At 73.9% G+C, this 16,706-nt stretch carries 15 protein-coding genes; 5 read left to right on the top strand and 10 right to left on the bottom strand.

What is annotated here, in order from left to right; genetic code table 11:
• The first annotated feature begins 287 nt into the window (after positions 1-287).
• The 3 genes from HCN56_RS10635 (at position 288) to HCN56_RS26980 (ending at position 1,319) form a co-directional block, all read left to right on the top strand.
• Positions 288-719, top strand: coding sequence for a hypothetical protein (locus HCN56_RS10635; RefSeq protein ID WP_167969674.1), 432 nt, complete (start codon positions 288-290; stop codon positions 717-719).
• 20 nt (positions 720-739) lie between these two features.
• A complete protein-coding gene (locus HCN56_RS10640; protein WP_167969677.1) occupies positions 740-991 on the top strand; it encodes a hypothetical protein in 252 nt (83 codons plus the stop codon).
• Between the two features lie 199 nt (positions 992-1,190).
• Positions 1,191-1,319, top strand: a complete 129-nt coding sequence (locus tag HCN56_RS26980) for a hypothetical protein (RefSeq protein ID WP_280923265.1) — start codon at positions 1,191-1,193, stop codon at positions 1,317-1,319.
• A gap of 142 nt (positions 1,320-1,461) precedes the next feature.
• Here the strand turns inward: HCN56_RS26980 and HCN56_RS10650 are convergent, their stop codons facing one another.
• The 4 genes from HCN56_RS10650 to HCN56_RS10660 all read right to left on the bottom strand — a co-directional run bounded on the left by HCN56_RS10650 (position 1,462) and on the right by HCN56_RS10660 (position 4,606).
• Positions 1,462-2,733, bottom strand: a complete 1,272-nt coding sequence (locus HCN56_RS10650) for a methyltransferase domain-containing protein (protein ID WP_167969681.1) — start codon at positions 2,731-2,733, stop codon at positions 1,462-1,464.
• 12 nt (positions 2,734-2,745) lie between these two features.
• The gene (locus tag HCN56_RS26985; protein WP_280923266.1) at positions 2,746-2,880 is read right to left on the bottom strand and encodes a hypothetical protein; all 135 of its coding nucleotides are present in this window, start codon (positions 2,878-2,880) and stop codon (positions 2,746-2,748) included.
• A gap of 339 nt (positions 2,881-3,219) precedes the next feature.
• A complete protein-coding gene (locus HCN56_RS10655) occupies positions 3,220-3,531 on the bottom strand; it encodes a hypothetical protein (RefSeq protein ID WP_167969683.1) in 312 nt (103 codons plus the stop codon).
• A 241-nt stretch (positions 3,532-3,772) separates the two neighbouring features.
• Positions 3,773-4,606: a Bax inhibitor-1/YccA family protein gene (locus tag HCN56_RS10660; protein WP_167969685.1), complete on the bottom strand. Its 834-nt coding sequence runs from the start codon at positions 4,604-4,606 to the stop codon at positions 3,773-3,775.
• A 1,166-nt stretch (positions 4,607-5,772) separates the two neighbouring features.
• On the opposite strand from HCN56_RS10660, the gene HCN56_RS10665 reads away from it, so the two are divergent.
• Together HCN56_RS10665 and HCN56_RS10670 are read left to right on the top strand one after the other, a co-directional pair.
• Positions 5,773-6,552: an ABC transporter ATP-binding protein gene (locus HCN56_RS10665; protein ID WP_167969687.1), complete on the top strand. Its 780-nt coding sequence runs from the start codon at positions 5,773-5,775 to the stop codon at positions 6,550-6,552.
• A gap of 134 nt (positions 6,553-6,686) precedes the next feature.
• Positions 6,687-9,209, top strand: coding sequence for an ABC transporter permease (locus HCN56_RS10670; RefSeq protein ID WP_167969689.1), 2,523 nt, complete (start codon positions 6,687-6,689; stop codon positions 9,207-9,209).
• Positions 9,210-9,322: 113 nt separating this feature from the next.
• On the opposite strand, the gene HCN56_RS10675 is transcribed toward HCN56_RS10670, so the two are convergent.
• The 6 genes from HCN56_RS10675 to eno form a co-directional block, all read right to left on the bottom strand.
• A complete protein-coding gene (locus tag HCN56_RS10675; RefSeq protein ID WP_167969691.1) occupies positions 9,323-10,651 on the bottom strand; it encodes an SAM-dependent methyltransferase in 1,329 nt (442 codons plus the stop codon).
• Between the two features lie 290 nt (positions 10,652-10,941).
• Entirely contained in the window at positions 10,942-12,348 is a 1,407-nt protein-coding gene (locus HCN56_RS10680) for an NAD(P)/FAD-dependent oxidoreductase (RefSeq protein ID WP_167969693.1), read from the bottom strand.
• Positions 12,349-12,913: 565 nt separating this feature from the next.
• Positions 12,914-13,870, bottom strand: a complete 957-nt coding sequence (locus HCN56_RS10685) for a Ppx/GppA phosphatase family protein (RefSeq protein WP_312871168.1) — start codon at positions 13,868-13,870, stop codon at positions 12,914-12,916.
• An 83-nt stretch (positions 13,871-13,953) separates the two neighbouring features.
• Positions 13,954-14,496, bottom strand: a complete 543-nt coding sequence (locus HCN56_RS10690) for a DUF501 domain-containing protein (protein ID WP_167969697.1) — start codon at positions 14,494-14,496, stop codon at positions 13,954-13,956.
• A gap of 53 nt (positions 14,497-14,549) precedes the next feature.
• The gene (locus tag HCN56_RS10695) at positions 14,550-15,038 is read right to left on the bottom strand and encodes an FtsB family cell division protein (RefSeq protein ID WP_167969699.1); all 489 of its coding nucleotides are present in this window, start codon (positions 15,036-15,038) and stop codon (positions 14,550-14,552) included.
• 172 nt (positions 15,039-15,210) lie between these two features.
• Positions 15,211-16,491: a phosphopyruvate hydratase gene (gene eno / locus HCN56_RS10700; protein ID WP_167969701.1), complete on the bottom strand. Its 1,281-nt coding sequence runs from the start codon at positions 16,489-16,491 to the stop codon at positions 15,211-15,213.
• Between the last annotated feature and the right edge of the window lie 215 nt (positions 16,492-16,706).

Here is a 16,706-nt window from a genome sequence, read left to right on the forward strand (position 1 = left end):
GGTGAGAACCGTCCTACCAGGGGCTTCACGTCTGCCCACACCCGGGCCACCACTGTCCACCCGAGCCCGCAGGGACCAGATCAACCCGATTCGCGAAGATCAGCTCGCTGAGAAAACCTCAATGAATCTCCCGGAATCATGAACCTGGCCGCGTCGCGATCCCCCCGGCGCACCTCGTTCACCACCCCGCGCGCATTCCCTGCGCAGTGCTTCTCGGGGCAGTGCTTCTCGCGGCAGTGCTTCTCACCGCACACCGTGCGATCGCTCCGGGCCTCCGGGGGTACCGCGTGATTCGGCATGCCGACGGCTACTGGGCGGAGACTGTGGTGCGCAGCCCGGACGCAGGCGGCGAGTGGCACCTCGGTGGCCACTGGGGGGCCTCCCCCGAGGGGGCGCTGGCCTGGATGCGTGGGCAGGCCGAGCGTCTGGCGACCGCGCTGGACCCGCCGGCCGACCCGCGTGGGCCGTTCCCGACGACCGTCCTCGCCCCCGTCACCGAAGGGAGTTGGAACCCGGGGCTGGTCTTCGCGGAGTGGGCGACCGACCTCGGCTACCAGCAGGTGCAGCGCCGTGCGCTGTGCGAAGGGCGGCCGGTGAGCGTCAACGCCCGCGGCCCGGACCGTCTCTGCGGCCTCGGACATGTCGAGGTCCACTACTCCCTCTCCGCCCGGCCGATCCACCGCCACACGACCGCACGGCGCCTGCTGCGCGCCGCCTGACCCCACCGGGAGACCGACTCGTGCTCAACGACATCGACTTCACCGATCCGGATCGTGAGGCCGCGGAGGCCGCGGCGCGCGAACTCTTCCGCCTGCTGCGGAGCCTGGGCGTCGAGCTGGACGACATGACGGTGGTCGTTCCCTGCGACACCTGCCGCCGCTCCGGCCACCGCGTCCACCTCGGCACCCTCCACGTCGAGGACGTCCGCACCCTCAACGACGAACTCACCCTTCTCACCAACCGCCCCCACCCCGGACGGCCCCCACGGTGACGGCGCCGGGGCCCGGTCCGGCACGAAGGCGGGTCGACGACGTGGCTCGTCCGGGTCTCCGCCCCATGGCCGTGAAGGGGACGCAGACGGCCGTTTCCGGGCCCGACAGGGCGTAGAGCGCGCGGAGCCCGCCACGGTGGTCAGCACCACGCGAGAGGCAGCCTCACGGCGACGGGAGCAGCTGCTGCGGGGTGTGGGCATGAGCGCGGAGGAACTGCGTGACCGGGCGGCGGCCCACACGCTTCCGATGGATCAGCTGATGGTGTGCCACACCGTCGAGGGCCTGACGTACCTCCTGGACGGGCCGCGCGACGTGCGACCGGAGTGATGCGCGCGCCCGGCCTGCCCCTCCTCCGCCGGGCCGTCGCGCGCAGCTGTGCGGCCGGGCCCGCCGGTCGTGGGCGGCCCGGCGCTCACCGGGCGCCCCGGGCCCTCCGCGAGCGGCTTCGGGTCGTCGGTATCGGGCCGGTTCACACCCCGCAGGGCTCGTCGCCGGGGTCGGTCCAGAGGTGTTCGCCGTGCGGGGTGACGGTGAGGCCGTGGTCGTAGACCGAGAGACTGCCACGCTCCTCCCAGCGTGACCACGCCATGGCGACCTCCGATGCGAGGTCACGGGGCCCGGTGCGCCGGACCGTGCCCGTGCGGCCGTCGAGGAGGGCGCAGGAGCCGCCGGGGGCGAGCAGCCGCACGGTGGCGGGAGCGGCGCACCCCGCCGGCGGGGTGGGGGCGTCCTCGGGCGCGGTGTGGGAGGCGTGCTCGGGTTCGGACTCGGCGTCAGCGGGGGCGTGCGGCCTGGGTCGGACTGCGGCCCCCGCCCCGGCTCCCGCCGAACCTCCCGGCCAGACGCCCGCCCCGGTGTCGGGCCCGGCGGTGATGTGGACGTCCGGGAGGGCGACCCGCAGGGCGAAGAGCAGGTTGGCGTCCGCGAGCAGCGGCCCGGGGTCGCGGCCCAGCGGGACGCCCGGCACGAGCGGCACGTCCGCCGCCCCGGCGGGCCAGGGCGGGGTGGGCGCGGTGCCGCGCGGCGGCATGAACTGGGCGAGGCCCTGGAACCAGCCGGAGGCCGAGCCGCCGTCACGGGCCACGCGGAGCGCGACGTGCCCCAACCGCCCCCAGGGCGTGACGATCCAGCCGCCGGGCCTGGTCTGCGCCACCCAAGCCCAGGGCACGCGGGGCGGGGCGTAGGTGGCGACCACCCGGTCGTACGGGCCGCCGGCCGGGTGCCCCGCCCCACCGTCGCCGTGGAGCACCGTCACGCCCGGCGCGGCGCCGTCGAGGGTGCGCCGCGCGGCGTCGGCGAGCGCGCGGTCGGCCTCGACGGTGACGACGTGCTCGCCGCCGACCCGCCCCGCCAGCAGGGCGGCGTTCCAGCCGCATCCCGTGCCGAGTTCCAGGACGCGCCGGCCGGGGGCGAGCAGCGCCGTGTCGAGCATGTCGGCGACCACAGCCGGGGCGGAGAGCGACGAGGACGGCACCCCGCCGTCGATCTGGGTCACCGCCGGGTCGTGCGGTCCGGCGTACAGCTCCGCGAGCCAGCGTTGCGGCTCGGTGGCGCGCTCGACCGGCCGGTAGGCGGCGCCGTCCCAGCGCCAGAGGCGGTCGGGGGCAAAGGCATGACGCGGAGTGCGTTCCATCGCCTCCCGGACCCAGGGCGCGCGGTCGGGCCACAGGCCCTGCCCGGCCATGGTGGCGTGGAGGCGGCGCTGAGCGTGCTGGGCGTGCTGGGCGTCCTGAGCGCGCATCAGGGGCGCCCGTCAGTCGTCCTCGTTCTCCTGGGGTTTGCGGCGTGTGCCCGTGCCGGGCTCGGGCGGCGGGAGCTGCCCGTCCGGGTTGCCGGGCGGCGGCGCGCCCTTCCCCAGCTCGGCCTCCGGCTTGCCGTGTTCTCCCATGCCCCGCCCCTGCTCTCGCGCTGTCGACGGGCGCTGCCCCGGACCGCCGCCCGGGGTGCTCGCCCCCTCCCCCGAGGGCGTGCGGCGTGCGTCGGCACAGCTGCCCGGCCCCCGGACGCTGCACGACAGACACGGCGACCACCCTCGCCGCAACCATGGTGACAGCGGGTAGCAGGGCGACGCCAGAGTGCCCACCGGTCGGATGTGTTGAAAATGATCGGGCCGCGCAACGTAGAGACCGTGCACCGTGCGGCCCACGTCAGGCGTGCGCCAGGCGTCAGGCGGCTCGGGTAGTGACCGTGGCGCCCGAGCGGTGCGGCCCGGGGCGTCCGGGTTGGGTCAGGGCCGCGGGGCGGCGGCGAGGAGCGCGAGGGCGTCGTCGAGTTCCGCCTGGGTGCCGTGGTGGCGCAGTGCGTGGGCGAGGTCGTGGCCGGTGACGGCGACCTGGTCGCCGACGGCGAAGTACCCGGCGTCGGGCACCTCGCGCGGGGTGGCGCCCGGTTCCTCCAGCCGCTGCGCCCACTGCGCCAGTTCGCGCGCCAGGGCCAGCGCGGCGTCCGCGGTGGCGCCGCGCAGCCGGCGCTCCGGCAGGCGGCGGAGCCGGTCGGCGTGGGCGTCCACGGCGCGCTCCAGGGCGGAGGTGTCGAGCATCCCCCGAGCATAGAGGTGGTGGACGCGGCGGTCCGGATCGCCGTCGCCTGCCCTCCTGCCCGGAGGGTCGGCAACCCGGCAACCCGGCTGCCCGGCTGCCCGGCTGCCCGGCTGCCCGGCTGCCCGGCTGCCCGGCGCACAACGGCGGAGGGGCCCGCCGGGTGTGATGTCACACCCGACGGGCCCCTCCGTGAGCCCGGCCGCTCCCCGCCGTCGCCGGGGGAAGCGGGACCCACGTGGATCAGTCGCCTTGCAGGATGGCGATGAGACGCAGGAACTCCAGGTAGATCCAGACCAGGGTCATGGTCAGACCGAAGGCGGCCAGCCAGGACTCCTTCTCCGGCGCACCGTAGGCGATGCCGTCCTCGACCATCTTGAAGTCGAGAGCCAGGAAGCAGGCGCCGAGGATGATGCCGATGACGCCGAACAGGATGCCGAGGCCGCCGGAGCGCAGGCCGAGGCCGTTACCGCCGCCGATCATCGCCACGACCATGTTGACGACCATCAGCAGCATGAAGCCGATGGAGGCAGCGACCACGAACTTGGTGAAGCGCGCGTTGACCTTGATGATGCGCTGCTTGTACATGAACAGCACACCGGCGAAGACGGCCATGGTGCCGAGCACCGCCTGCATCGCCGCGCCAGGCACCCACTGGTTGATCGCGTTGCTGATGATGCCCAGGAAGATGCCCTGGCTCACGGCGTAGGCGAGGATCAGCGGGGGCGAGGGCTCACTCTTGAACGACTGCCAGAGCGCCAGGCCCATACCGACCAGGGCACAGACGATGCCGATGGCGAGCGGCAGGTCCATGATCCATGCGACGGCGGCGGCGGCGATCACCGTGCCGAGCGTGATGGCGGTGCGGTTCACCACGCTGTCGATGGTCATGACGCCGGCACGGGCGCCCTGCATCATGGAGCCGTCGGGCCCCATCTGCTGCGCGTAGGGATTCGACGGCTGCGCGTAGGGGTTCTGCGGGGAACCCGCGTACGGCCCGGCCTGGGCGCCGTTGAAACCGGCCTGCCCGCCCTGGCTGAACCCCCGACGCGTCAAGACCGGGTTACTGCTCCTCATCTCACTCCTCCATGGCCGCTGACGGCACGACCTTGCTGCGATCCAGAGTAATGCTTTAGCAAAGACACGACGTTAGTCCACCCTGTATAACGCCGAAACAGTGCGTCTACGTTCCTCGCAGCCATGTCATCACCGGACCGTGACCTGGCAGAGGTGCGACGCGACCGGATGGACGACCGGAACCGGCAGCAAACAACCGAGACGCCGGAAAGGCCGGGTCTTCACAGGCGCCGCGCGCGCCGGGCCCGGCGGACACTGCGGGGCGCGCGCCGGCGCACCGGGCCTGCCGCGCTCCCCCGCGCGCGTTCCGCCGCCTCGCCGTCCGCCACCCGCTCCCGGTCCGGCCTCCCGTGCCCCGCGTGCGGCGCACGGGCCCGGACCGCCGCCGGGGCCGGGCCTCCGGCAACCGTCGCAGCACCCCCGGATGCACCCGGGCGCACCCAGGTGCACCACCGCATGCATCGAACATCCCGCCCACGCCGACCGCTGTCCCACCGAAGGTGACCGGTCGGCGTGGGGGGTGCCCGGACCCGGACTCGAACCGGGACGACCAAGAGGTCAGCGAGTTTTAAGCTCACCGTGTCTGCCTTCCACCACCCGGGCGTGACCCCCCAAGCCGTACAGGCGCCGATGGCGCCTCGGGTGCACGGCCGAGCTTATCCGCCACACCCCTCAACCGTCCCTGGGTCCTGAGCAATCTGGCGCGATGTGACGAATTTGATGGCCTGTCAGTCGCGGTTCCCCGCCCCGGCACGCGTTCACGCGCTTTGAAGCTCTCACCAGGCGCACCACTCGTCCCGCACGCCCCCGCAGCCCCTCCCCGTCACCACCCCGCGCCTGCCGTCACCGCGCCCCGCCGCCGGCCGCCGAAGCGCCGGACGGCGGCGACCACCGGCGCCGCGTCTCGGGGTCCCACCCCGACGGCCGCCCCCGAACGGCGTCATACCGCGGTATGACACGGCGGTCCCGCGTACCTCTGCGGACCGGCGCCGGAACCAGCATCCGGACCGACGCCCCGGGGGGTCACGGCGGCCGAGGATGGAGCAGACGCCGCGGCAGGGACGTCCCCGCACCGCCCCGGAGACGTCCGCGCCGGAAGCGGCCGTCCACGACCGCCGCGACGACCGCGCCGTCGACACCGTCCCCGTACCGCCCCGGAGGTTCCCGTGACCCAGACCCACACCGCCCCGCGACCCGCGCCGCACGCCGTGGCCGCCGCCACCGCCGAGCGGCTGACCAAGAGCTACGGCAGCGGGGAGACCCGAGTCGTGGCCCTGGACCAGGTGTCCGTGCGCTTCGAGGCGGGCCAGTTCACCGCGATCATGGGCCCCTCCGGCTCCGGCAAGTCGACGCTGATGCACTGCCTCGCCGGCCTGGACTCGGCGACCGACGGCCACGCGTGGATCGGGGACACCGAGATCACCTCGCTCTCCGACAAGCAGCTCACCAAGCTCCGCCGCGACCGCGTCGGCTTCGTCTTCCAGGCGTTCAACCTGCTGCCGACCCTGACCGCCGCGGAGAACATCACCCTCCCGATGGACATCGCCGGCACCAAGCCGGACACCGGCTGGCTCAACCAGGTCATCGAGACCGTGGGGCTCTCCGGACGGCTCAAGCACCGGCCCAACCAGCTCTCCGGCGGCCAGCAGCAGCGCGTCGCCGTCGCCCGCGCGCTCGCCTCCAGGCCCGCGATCATCTTCGGCGACGAGCCGACCGGAAACCTGGACTCCCGCGCCGGCGCCGAGGTCCTGCAGTTCCTCCGCAACTCGGTGCGCGAGCTGGGCCAGACGGTGGTGATGGTGACGCACGACCCGATGGCCGCCGCCTACGCGGACCGCGTCGTCTTCCTCGCCGACGGCCGCATCGTCGACGAGATGGCCGACCCCACCGCTGAGCGGGTGCTGGACCACATGCGCCGGTTCGAAGCGGTCGGCCGCACCAGCTGACGGACCGCGCTGCTCTCGCGACCGCCTCCGGCGTGACCGCGACCGACCGCAGCGCAGCCCCCGCCGCGCCACCGTCCCGCGGGCCCGTGACCGCTCCCGGCCCCCGCCCCTCCACACGACCTGGGATCCCCGCCATGTTCCGCACCGCGCTCCGCAACGTGCTCGCCCACAAGGCCAAACTGCTGATGACGGCGCTGGCCGTCACCCTCGGCGTGGCCTTCGTGGCCGGCAGCCTCGTCTTCTCCTCCACCGTCTCCCGCGCCTACTCCGACGCCGTCTCCTCCGACCTGCGCGGCATCGACCTGGCCGTGACGGAGGGCTGGGACGACGGCCCGCTCCACCCCGACCAGCGCCTCCTCGACGAGATCGCGGCGCTCCCCGAGACCGGCGCCGTCTTCGGCGACGTCCGCGGCAACGCGGCCCTGGCCGGCCCCGACGGCGAGCGGGTGGGCGAGCTGTGGAGCTCGACCGCCGGCAGCATCGTCGAGGGCGACGAGCGCCGCACCCTGGTCGAGGGCCGCCTCCCCGAGGGCGAGGACGAACTCGTCATCGACTCCCGCACCGCCGAGCGGACGGGCTTCACCACCGGCGACACCGTCACCTGGTCGACCGACGGGCCCGGCCGCACCGCGACCGTCACCGGCGTCTTCGAGACCGAGGACGGCGACGTCGCCGCCGGCGGCACCCTGCTGCTGTTCGCACCGGACGTGGCCCAGGAGATCTTCCTGGAGCCCGGCCAGTACGGCCAGTTGAACGTGACCGCCGCACCGGGGGTCTCCCAGGACGAGCTGCGCAGCGCCGTCGAACCGCTGGTGACGGACAGCCTGGACCTGGCCACCGGCACCGAACTCGTCGCCGAGCAGGAGCGGTCCATCGCGAGCTACACCGAGGGGCTGCGCACCGGTCTGCTGATCTTCGCCGGCATCTCGCTCTTCGTCGGCATCTTCATCATCGCCAACACCTTCACCATGCTGGTCACCCAGCGCATCCGGGAACTGGCGCTGCTGCGGGCGGTCGGCGCCTCCCGCCGCCAGGTGACCCGCTCGGTGCTGATCGAGTCGTTCGTCGTCGGCCTCCTCGCCGGTGCCACCGGCCTGGTCGTCGGCATCGGTGTCGCCCTGCTGCTGCGCGCCACCATCGCGGGTGAGGCCAGCGGCCTGCCCGCCGGCGAGCTCGTCGTCGGCCTGGACTCGGTGCTGGTCTCGCTGGGTGTCGGCGTCGTCGTCACCATGCTCTCGGCCTGGCTGCCGGCCCGGCGGGCGGCGAAGATCCCGCCGGCCGCCGCGGTCGGCGCCGCCTACGCGCCGGCCACCCGCCGCGGGCTGGTCGTCCGCACCACGGTCGGCGCCGTGCTGACGGTGCTCGGCGGGGCGCTGGCGCTGGTGCGGGCCACCGACGACATGAGCTCCAACTTCCTGATCATGACGTTCGGCGCGATGGTGCTGCTGACGGGCGTGATCCTGTTGACGCCCGTGCTCTCCCGCCCGGTCATCGCCGCGGTCCGTCCGCTGCTCCGCCCGTTCGGCTTCCTCGGCGACCTGGCGCGCCGCAACGCGCTCCGCGACTCGCGGCGCACCGCGGCGACCGCTTCCGCGCTGATGATCGGCCTGACCCTCATCACCGCCCTCACCGTCGGCGCCGCCGGGATGCAGCGGGCGATGGCGGAGGAGCTGGAGCAGACCGTCTCCGCGGACTACGAGGTCCGCATGTTCTCCACCATGTCGATGTCGTCGGACGTCCGCGAGGCGGTCGCCGCGGCACCCGAGGTCACCGCCTCGACCGGCCTGGCCACCGAGTACGTCGAGTTCGACGCCGGCAGCGCCGGGGACGGCGGTGCGATCCTGCACGGCGTCAACGGGGCGGACCTGCCGGAGCTGATGGCGCTGGAGCTGGCCGAGGGCGAGAGCGCGCGGCTCGGCGAGGGCGAGATCCTGCTGGACGCGGACACCGCCGCGGAGCGCGGGCTCGGCACCGGGGACACCGTGGCGCTGCGGCTGGGCGAGGCGGAGCAGGTCGAGGAGTTCACCGTCGTCGGCGTCTACGAGGACCACCGCACGCTGTACGGCATGGTCACCGACGTCTCGGTGCTGGAGCGCAACGGCATCTCCACCGAGGATCGGTTCGTCTGGGCGATGACCGAGGGCGGCGTCAGCCCGGCGACCACCGAGGCGCTGCGCGCGGCGGTCGGCGACTCCCCGGCGCTGTCGGTGCTGGACCGCGAGGCCATGATCGCCGAGGTCTCGGCGGAGGCCGACACGGCGCTGACCCTGGTCTACGCGCTGCTCGGCATGGCCGTGGTCATCGCGGTGCTCGGTGTCGTCAACACGCTGGCGATGTCGGTGATGGAGCGCCGCAGCGAGATCGGGATGCTGCGGGCGGTCGGCCTGGACCGCAGCGGTGTGGCGCGCATGGTGCGGCTGGAGTCGGTCGTCATCTCGCTCTTCGGCGGGGTGCTGGGCATCGGGCTGGGCATCTTCATCGGCTGGGCCGGCGGGCTGAAGCTGGCCGAGCAGATGTCGACCTACCAGCTGGTGCTGCCGTACGAGCGGCTGGGCCTGTTCCTGCTGCTGGCCGCGGTGGTCGGTGTGGTCGCGGCGCTGTGGCCGGCGCGGCGGGCGGCGCGCACCGACATGCTGTCGGCGATCCACGCCACCTGACGGCCCGTGCCGCCGGCCCGAATCCGGCGGCCGCCGGGCAGGCCCGCGCCCCGCCCTCCCCTGGAGGGCGGGGCGCGGGGCGTGCCCGCCGCAGGGGGGCGACGGGGGCGGCGTCAGGGGCGGGGTCCGGCGGTCCAGTCGCGGGCGCGGAGCGGCAGCCCGGAGGAGCCGCGGTCGCCGGTGCGCACGGCGAGGATCTGGTTGATGCCGAGGTTGCCCTGTTCGAACGCGAGCGCGGAGGCGGCCATGTAGAGCCGCCAGATCCGGGCGCGGCCCGGACCGGCGAGCCGGACCGCCTGCGGCCACGCCGCCTCCAGGTTGCGCACCCACTGGCGCAGCGTCAGGGCGTAGTGCTCCCGCAGGGACTCGACGTCCCGGACCTCCAGGCCGGCCGTCTCCAGCCCGGAGACGGTGTGGCCGAGCGGCGCCAGCTCCCCGTCGGGGAAGACGTAGGAGTCGATGAAGGGGTCCAGCCGGTAGCGGGTCTCGTCGGGGGCCGGCCGGCGGGCGATCTGGTGGTTGAGCAGCCGCCCGCCGGGGCGGAGCAGCGCGTGGACGACGGCGGCGTAGCGCCCGAACTCGGCGGCGCCGACGTGCTCGGCCATGCCGACGGAGGCGATCGCGTCGTACGGGCCGTCACCGACGTCCCGGTAGTCCTGGAACCGGATCTCGACGCGGTCGGCGAGCCCCTGGGCGGCGGCGCGCTCGGTGGCGCGGGCCGCCTGCTCGGCGGAGAGGGTGACGCCGACGGCGTGGACGCCGTGGTGCCGGGCGGCGTGGAGGACCAGCGACCCCCAGCCGCAGCCGACGTCCAGCAGCCGGTCGCCGGGGCGCAGGCCCAGTTTCCGGCAGATCAGCTCCAGCTTGGCCTCCTGGGCCGCCTCCAGCGTCACAGCGGTCCGGGCGCCCGGACCGGCCGGTGCGTCGGAGCCGCCCGCGGTGGGGTGGGCGGTGTCCCAGTAGGCGCAGGAGTAGACCAGCGAGGGACCGAGGACCAGGTCGTAGAAGTCGTTGCCGACGTCGTAGTGGTGGCTGACGGCCCGCCGGTCGCGTTCCCGGCCGTGCCGGGCCCCGGTGCGGCGTCGGGCCTCCTCGGCCGGGACGGGCGGCGGGGGGCCGGGCAGGCCGAGGGCGAGGAGGTCGCGCACGGCCGCACCGCGGTCGTGGGGGCCCTCCGCGGGGAACGTCAGCCGGGCGAGGACGTCGTAGAGGTCGCCGGGAACGGTGATCTCACCGGCGACCCAGGCGCGGGCGAGGCCCATCCGGTCCGGCCGCCACAGCAGGCGGCGGAGCGCGCGGCGGTGGCGGACCTCGACCACCGGGGCGTCCGCAGGGCCGGCCTCGCTGCCGTCCCAGGCGCGGAGCCGGACGGTCGGGGGCTCGCCCACGATCTCCTCGGCGAGGCGTGCCAACCGGTCCGCTGCGGGGGGTGTGCCGATCATGCTCCCAGCGAAGCACCGGGCGGTCCCGGGCGCGCGTTCACCTGCTCCGCACGCGGGGCGGCCGCCACCCGCACGGGCGCACTCCCTGCGGCGGGCGGAGGCGGGGGCGGCGGCACGGCGGGCGGGTGACGGGGCACGGGAGGGGGCGCCGACAGGCGGGCGGGAGCTGAGAGGAGAAGCTCGGGGCTGCGTTCCCCCGGGCTCCGGGACCGGCGGGGGAAGCCGCACACGACACCGCCGCCGCTCCCCGGGCGGGGAGCGGCGGCGGTGTACGGACTGCGGAGCGGGCGTCAGCCGGCGCTGGCGGCCTCGGCCTTCTCCTTCTTGCCGCTCTCGGCGGCGGGCTCAACGGGCGCGGGGCGCTCGACGGCCGGGGCCGGGCGGGCGGCGGTGGAGAACTCGTGGCGCGGGTTCTCCATGGCGCCGAGGGAGACGACCTCGCGCTTGAGGAAGAGACCGAGCGTCCAGTCGGCGAAGACCCGGATCTTCCGGTTGAAGGTCGGGACGGCCATGCCGTGGTACGTGCGGTGCATGTACCAGGCCAGCCGACCGCGCAGCCGGATGGTGAACTTGCCGAACTTGATCATCGCGACGCCCTTGCGGAGGCCGAGACCGGCGACGGCACCCTTGTTGGCGTGCTTGTAGTCCTGCTGCGGGAAACCGCGCAGCTCGGAGATGACGTTGTCACCGAGGACCTTCGCCTGCCGGAGCGCGTGCTGCGCGTTCGGCGGGCACCAGTCGCCCTCGCCCTCGACGAGGTTGGGCACCTGGGCGTTGTCGCCGGCGGCCCAGACGTGGCCGAAGCCGCGGACGCGGAGGCTGGGCTCCACGTCGACGTGGCCGCGCGGGCCGAGCGGCAGGCCGAACTCGGCGAGGACCGGGTTGGGCTTGACGCCGGCGGTCCACACGATGGTGGCGGAGTCCGCCTCCACACCGTTGCTGAGGACGACGCGGCCGTCGACGCAGGACTTCATGGAGGTGCCGAGGTGGATCTCCACCCCGCGCTTCTCCAGGTGCTCGCGCCCCCACTCGCCGAGCTTGGGCCCGACCTCGGGGAGGATCTTGTCGGCGACGTCCACCAGCAGGAAGCGCATGTCCTCGCGCTTGATGGAGGGGTAGTACTTCGCCGCGTCGCGGGCGAGGTCCTCGATCTCACCGATGGTCTCGGCGCCGGCGAAGCCGCCGCCGACGAAGACGAAGGTGAGCGCCTTGCGGCGGATCTCCTCGTCGGTGGTGGAGTCGGCACGGTCGAACTGCTCCAGCACGTGGTTGCGGAGGCCGATGGCCTCCTCCACGCCCTTCATGCCGATGCCCTCTTCGGCGAGGCCGGGGATCGGGAAGGTGCGGGAGACGGCGCCCATGGCGACGACGAGGTAGTCGAAGGGGACTTCGTAGGCGGGTCCGACCAGCGGGGCCACAGTGGCGACCCGGCGGTCCTGATCGATGGTGCTGACCCGCCCGGTAAGCACCTCGGCGCCGGGGAGGACCCGTCGCAGCGGCACGACAACGTGACGCGGCGAGATACTGCCGGCGGCTGCTTCCGGCAGGAAGGGCTGGTACGTCATGTACGAGCGCGGGTCGACGACCGTGACAGTCGCCTCGCGGTAACGCATCTTCTGAAGGATGCGACGCGCGGCATACAGGCCGACATACCCGCCCCCCACGACGAGGATTCGCGGACGCTCCGTGGTGCTCATGCTTCGAGTATCCACCCACCCCCTGGGGGGTGCTCGTGAGGGGGTTCACAAGCTACCGGGGTACCTCTGTTACACTCCCGGCCACTCCCCTGCCGCGACTCCGCCTCCCGGGGTACGCACACCGCCCTGACGTGCAGGTTCTCCGCCACGGGCGACGTCCGGGCAACAGGTTTCATACACCGGACATGCGGCCGAAGAGCCCCCGAAACACCCCGGGGCGCGTGGTCGTCCCACCTGGTGGACCCGCGACGCCGAAGATCCGCCCGAAAGGCCGACGATCCATGTGAAGAAGTTCACGAAGCTTTTCGCGGGCGGCGCGCCGACCGTCCCCCGACCGGTCCCCAGCATGCCGCGACGGCACCGCCGGGCGCACGGGGCCGACCGGCCCGGCGCCGTCCCGAACGCCCCCGTGACAATTGCCTGACACGCCGTCACCGGGAACGGCCCCGACGCGGACCGCGCGGCGCGGTGACCACCGACACACGACCATGCTGTGCCGCGCCGTGCCGCGACGGACGCGCTGCGACGGATCGGCTGCGACCGTGGGGGCCGTGGCCGGGGGGGGTCAGCCGGTGGCGCGCACCGCGCCGGCGGCCGAGTAGGCGATGCCGTCGAGGATGTCGTGCTCGCTGACCAGCACCTCCGGCACCCCCGCGCGCTCCATCACGGCGAGCAGCACCAGGGCGCCGGCGGGCAGCACGTCGACGCGGCCCGGGTGGATCACCGCGTGGGCGGCGCGCTCGGCGTGGGTGGTGGTCAGCAGCATCTCCGAGATCTCGCGCACCTGCTCCAGCGAGACCCGCGAGCGGTGGATGGCCGCGGAGTCGTACGCCTCCAGCCCCAGTGCCAGCGCGGCGACCGTGGTGACCGAACCCGCCAGCCCGACAAGCCGCTGCGCGCTGCGCAGCTCCACCCGCTCCTCCGCGAGATCCAGCGCCGCCTCGATGTCGGCGCGCATCGCGGCGACCCGCTCCGGCGCCGGCGGCCCGGCGGGCACGCCGCCCGCGGCGGCGTCGGCGAGGTGCCGCTCGGTCAGGCGGACGCAGCCGATGTCGACGCTGCGCGCGGCCCGGACCGCGTCGGCGCCCAGCACGCACTCGGTGGAACCCCCGCCGATGTCGACGACGAGGGAGTCGCCGCCGCGCCCGTCCGCCGGCAGCCCGCGGGTGGCGCCGGTGAAGGAGAGCAGCGCCTCCTCGTCGCCGGTGATGACCTCCGGGGTGACGCCGAGCAGCTCGCGCACGCCCGCGGTGAACTCGTCGCGGTTCTCGGCGTCGCGGGAGGCGGAGGTGGCGACGAAGCGGACGGCGGCCGGGTCGACGCCCAGCGCGGAGATCGCCTCGGCGTACTGCCGGCAGGCGGCGAAGGTCCGCTCCAGCGCCTCGGGGGCGAGCCGCCCGGTGCGGTCCACGCCCTGACCGAGCCGGACGATCTCCATGCGGCGGTCGAGGTCGGTCAGGCGCGAGCCGTCGGCGGCGACGTCCGCGACCAGCAGGCGGATCGAGTTGGTCCCGCAGTCCACGGCCGCGACCCGGGTCGCTCCGTCGGCGGGCGCGGCGGGAGCGGTCGCGCGGGTGGTCTCGGCTCCGGTGGTCTCGGCTCCGGTCACTGGTCCTCCTCCTGGCCCGCGGCCGCGCACGGCTGCACGCAGGGTCCCTTGCGCCACCACTCGGGCAGCATGTTGATGGCCTCGTCACCGAGCGGGTTGACGCCCGGACCGGCCACCAGCGAGTGGCCGACGAGCACGTGCAGGCACTTCACGCGGTCGGGCATCCCACCGGCGCTGGGGAACCCCTCCAGCACCTCGATGGCGTCCCGGCGCCGCAGGTAGTCCTCGTGGGCCGCCCGGTAGGCGTCGGCGAGCTCCGCGTCCTGCGCGAGCCGCTCGTTCATCTCGCGCATCACACCGTCGGACTCCAGGGTGCCGATGGCGGAGGCGGCGCGGGGGCAGGTCAGGTAGTAGGTGGTGGGGAACGGGCTGCCGTCCTCCAGCCGGGGCGCGGTCTCCACCACGTCGGGGTTGCCGCAGGGGCAGCGGTGGGCGATGGCGCGCAGGCCGCGCGGCGGGCGGCCCAGCTGCTGCCGGAACGCCTCGATGTCGGCGTCGGTCGGCTCGGTGTGCTCGGTGAGCGGGGGTGGGGTGTCCATCTGCTTCAGTCCAGGGTCGGGAGGGGCACGGCGCGACCGCCCGGCAGGCGGCCTCAGCGTGGCTCGTCGGCCCGGTCCACGCCGTCCCAGAGGTTGTCATACCAGGGGCGGTTGGCGCCGCTGCGGTCACGGTGGCGCCGGTCGTCCGGCTCGGCGCTGCCCACGTCGGGCAGGGTGAAGCCGACCTCGCCGGGACGTACGTAGTGCAGGTGGCGGCGGGCCTGCTGCTCGACGTAGGCCTCGTCCTGCCAGCGCGCCTTCTCGTCGCGCAGCTCCTCGACGCGCTGCTGCGCCTGCTCGGCCTGGCGCCGCTGGTCGCCGATGTCGGAGCGCTGGGAGATGTACTGCCGCAGCGGGTAGGCGAGCGCGACCATCAGCGAGCAGATGACGAGCGCGAGCACGGCGGCGCGGCCGGTGAGGCGCGAGCGGCGGGGCGGGCGGCGCAGCCGCCGGTTCTGCGCGCGGTACACGCGCTCGGCGGCCTGCTCGCCGAGCACCTTGAGCCTGGTCGTGGTGGAGAACCTGCTCCGGCCCGCGGACACACCGCCTCCTCAGTCACCCGTGAATCCCCGGCCACCGTACGGGACGGCCACCGGCGGCGGGTGCGTTGGGCCCGGCCGTGCCGGGCGTGTCCGCCGGACGCGGTGCGGCGGTGCGGCGTCGTGGCGGCGGCGGTGCCCGCAGCGGCGGGCACGCCGACGGCGTGAGGGGGTGTCAGCCCTGGAAGCGGGGGAACGCGGAACGGCCGGCGTAGACGGCGGCGTCGTCCAGGATCTCCTCGATGCGCAGCAGCTGGTTGTACTTGGCGACGCGGTCCGAGCGGGCCGGGGCGCCGGTCTTGATCTGGCCGCAGTTGGTGGCGACGGCCAGGTCGGCGATGGTGACGTCCTCGGTCTCACCGGAGCGGTGGGACATGACGCACTTCAGGCCGCTGCGCTGCGCCAGCTCGACGGCGTCCAGCGTCTCGGTGAGCGAGCCGATCTGGTTGACCTTGACGAGGAGGGCGTTGGCGGCCTTCTCGTCGATGCCGCGCTGCAGGCGCTCGGAGTTGGTGACGAACAGGTCGTCGCCGACGAGCTGGACGCGGTCGCCGACGCGGGCGGTGATGGTGCTCCAGCCGGCCCAGTCGTCCTCGAACAGCGGGTCCTCGATGGAGACCAGCGGGTAGTCCTCGACGAGACCGGCGTAGTAGTCGGTCATCTCCTCGGCGGTGCGGTCCTTGCCCTCGAAGGTGTAGACGCCGTCCTTGTAGAACTCGGAGGCGGCGCAGTCCAGGGCGAGCGCGATGTCCTGGCCCGGGGTGTACCCGGCGGCCTTGATCGCCTCCAGGATGAGGTCCAGGGCGGCGCGGTTGGAGTCGAGGTTCGGGGCGAAGCCGCCCTCGTCGCCGAGGCCGGTGGAGAGGCCGCGCTCCTTCAGAACCGACTTCAGCTTGTGGTAGACCTCCGCGCCCCAGCGCAGCGCCTCGGAGAACGACTCCGCGCCGATCGGCGCGATCATGAACTCCTGGATGTCCACGTTCGAGTCGGCGTGGGCGCCGCCGTTGAGGATGTTCATCAGCGGCACCGGCAGCAGGTGCGCGTTGGGGCCGCCCAGGTAGCGGAAGAGCGGCAGGTCCGAGGACTCCGAGGCGGCGTGCGCGACGGCGAGCGAGACGCCGAGGATCGCGTTGGCGCCGAGCGAGGACTTGTCGGCGGTGGCGTCCAGGTCGAACATGGCCTGGTCGATCAGCCGCTGCTCGGTGGCGTCGTAGCCGACCAGCTCGGGGCCGATCTGCTCGATGACGGCGAGGACGGCCTTCTCCACGCCCTTGCCGCCGTAGCGGTTCTGGTCGCCGTCACGGAGTTCGAGCGCCTCGAAGGCGCCGGTGGAGGCTCCGGACGGGACGGCGGCACGGCCGGTGGAGCCGTCGTCGAGGCCGACCTCGACCTCGACGGTGGGGTTGCCTCGTGAATCGAGGATTTCCCGGGCTACGACGACGTCGATGGACGGCACGCGGTTCTCCTTCGGGTGAGTCTGTCTCAGCCCTCTGAGCCTATCCGGCTGCCGGGCATGCTGCGCCGATCAGCTCACCGTTCGGTCCGGTTTGTCGGGCACCCGGGGCCGGAGACGGCGGGAAAACCGCAGGTGAGGGCCGCTGTCATCTTTTTGTTTAACGGGGGAAGAAAACCTGGTGGGGGCACCCGTGGAACGGGTGCGCCCACCGGCGG

The sequence above is a fragment of the Streptomyces lonarensis genome, from assembly GCF_012033735.1.
Lineage (GTDB): Bacteria > Actinomycetota > Actinomycetes > Streptomycetales > Streptomycetaceae > Streptomyces > Streptomyces lonarensis.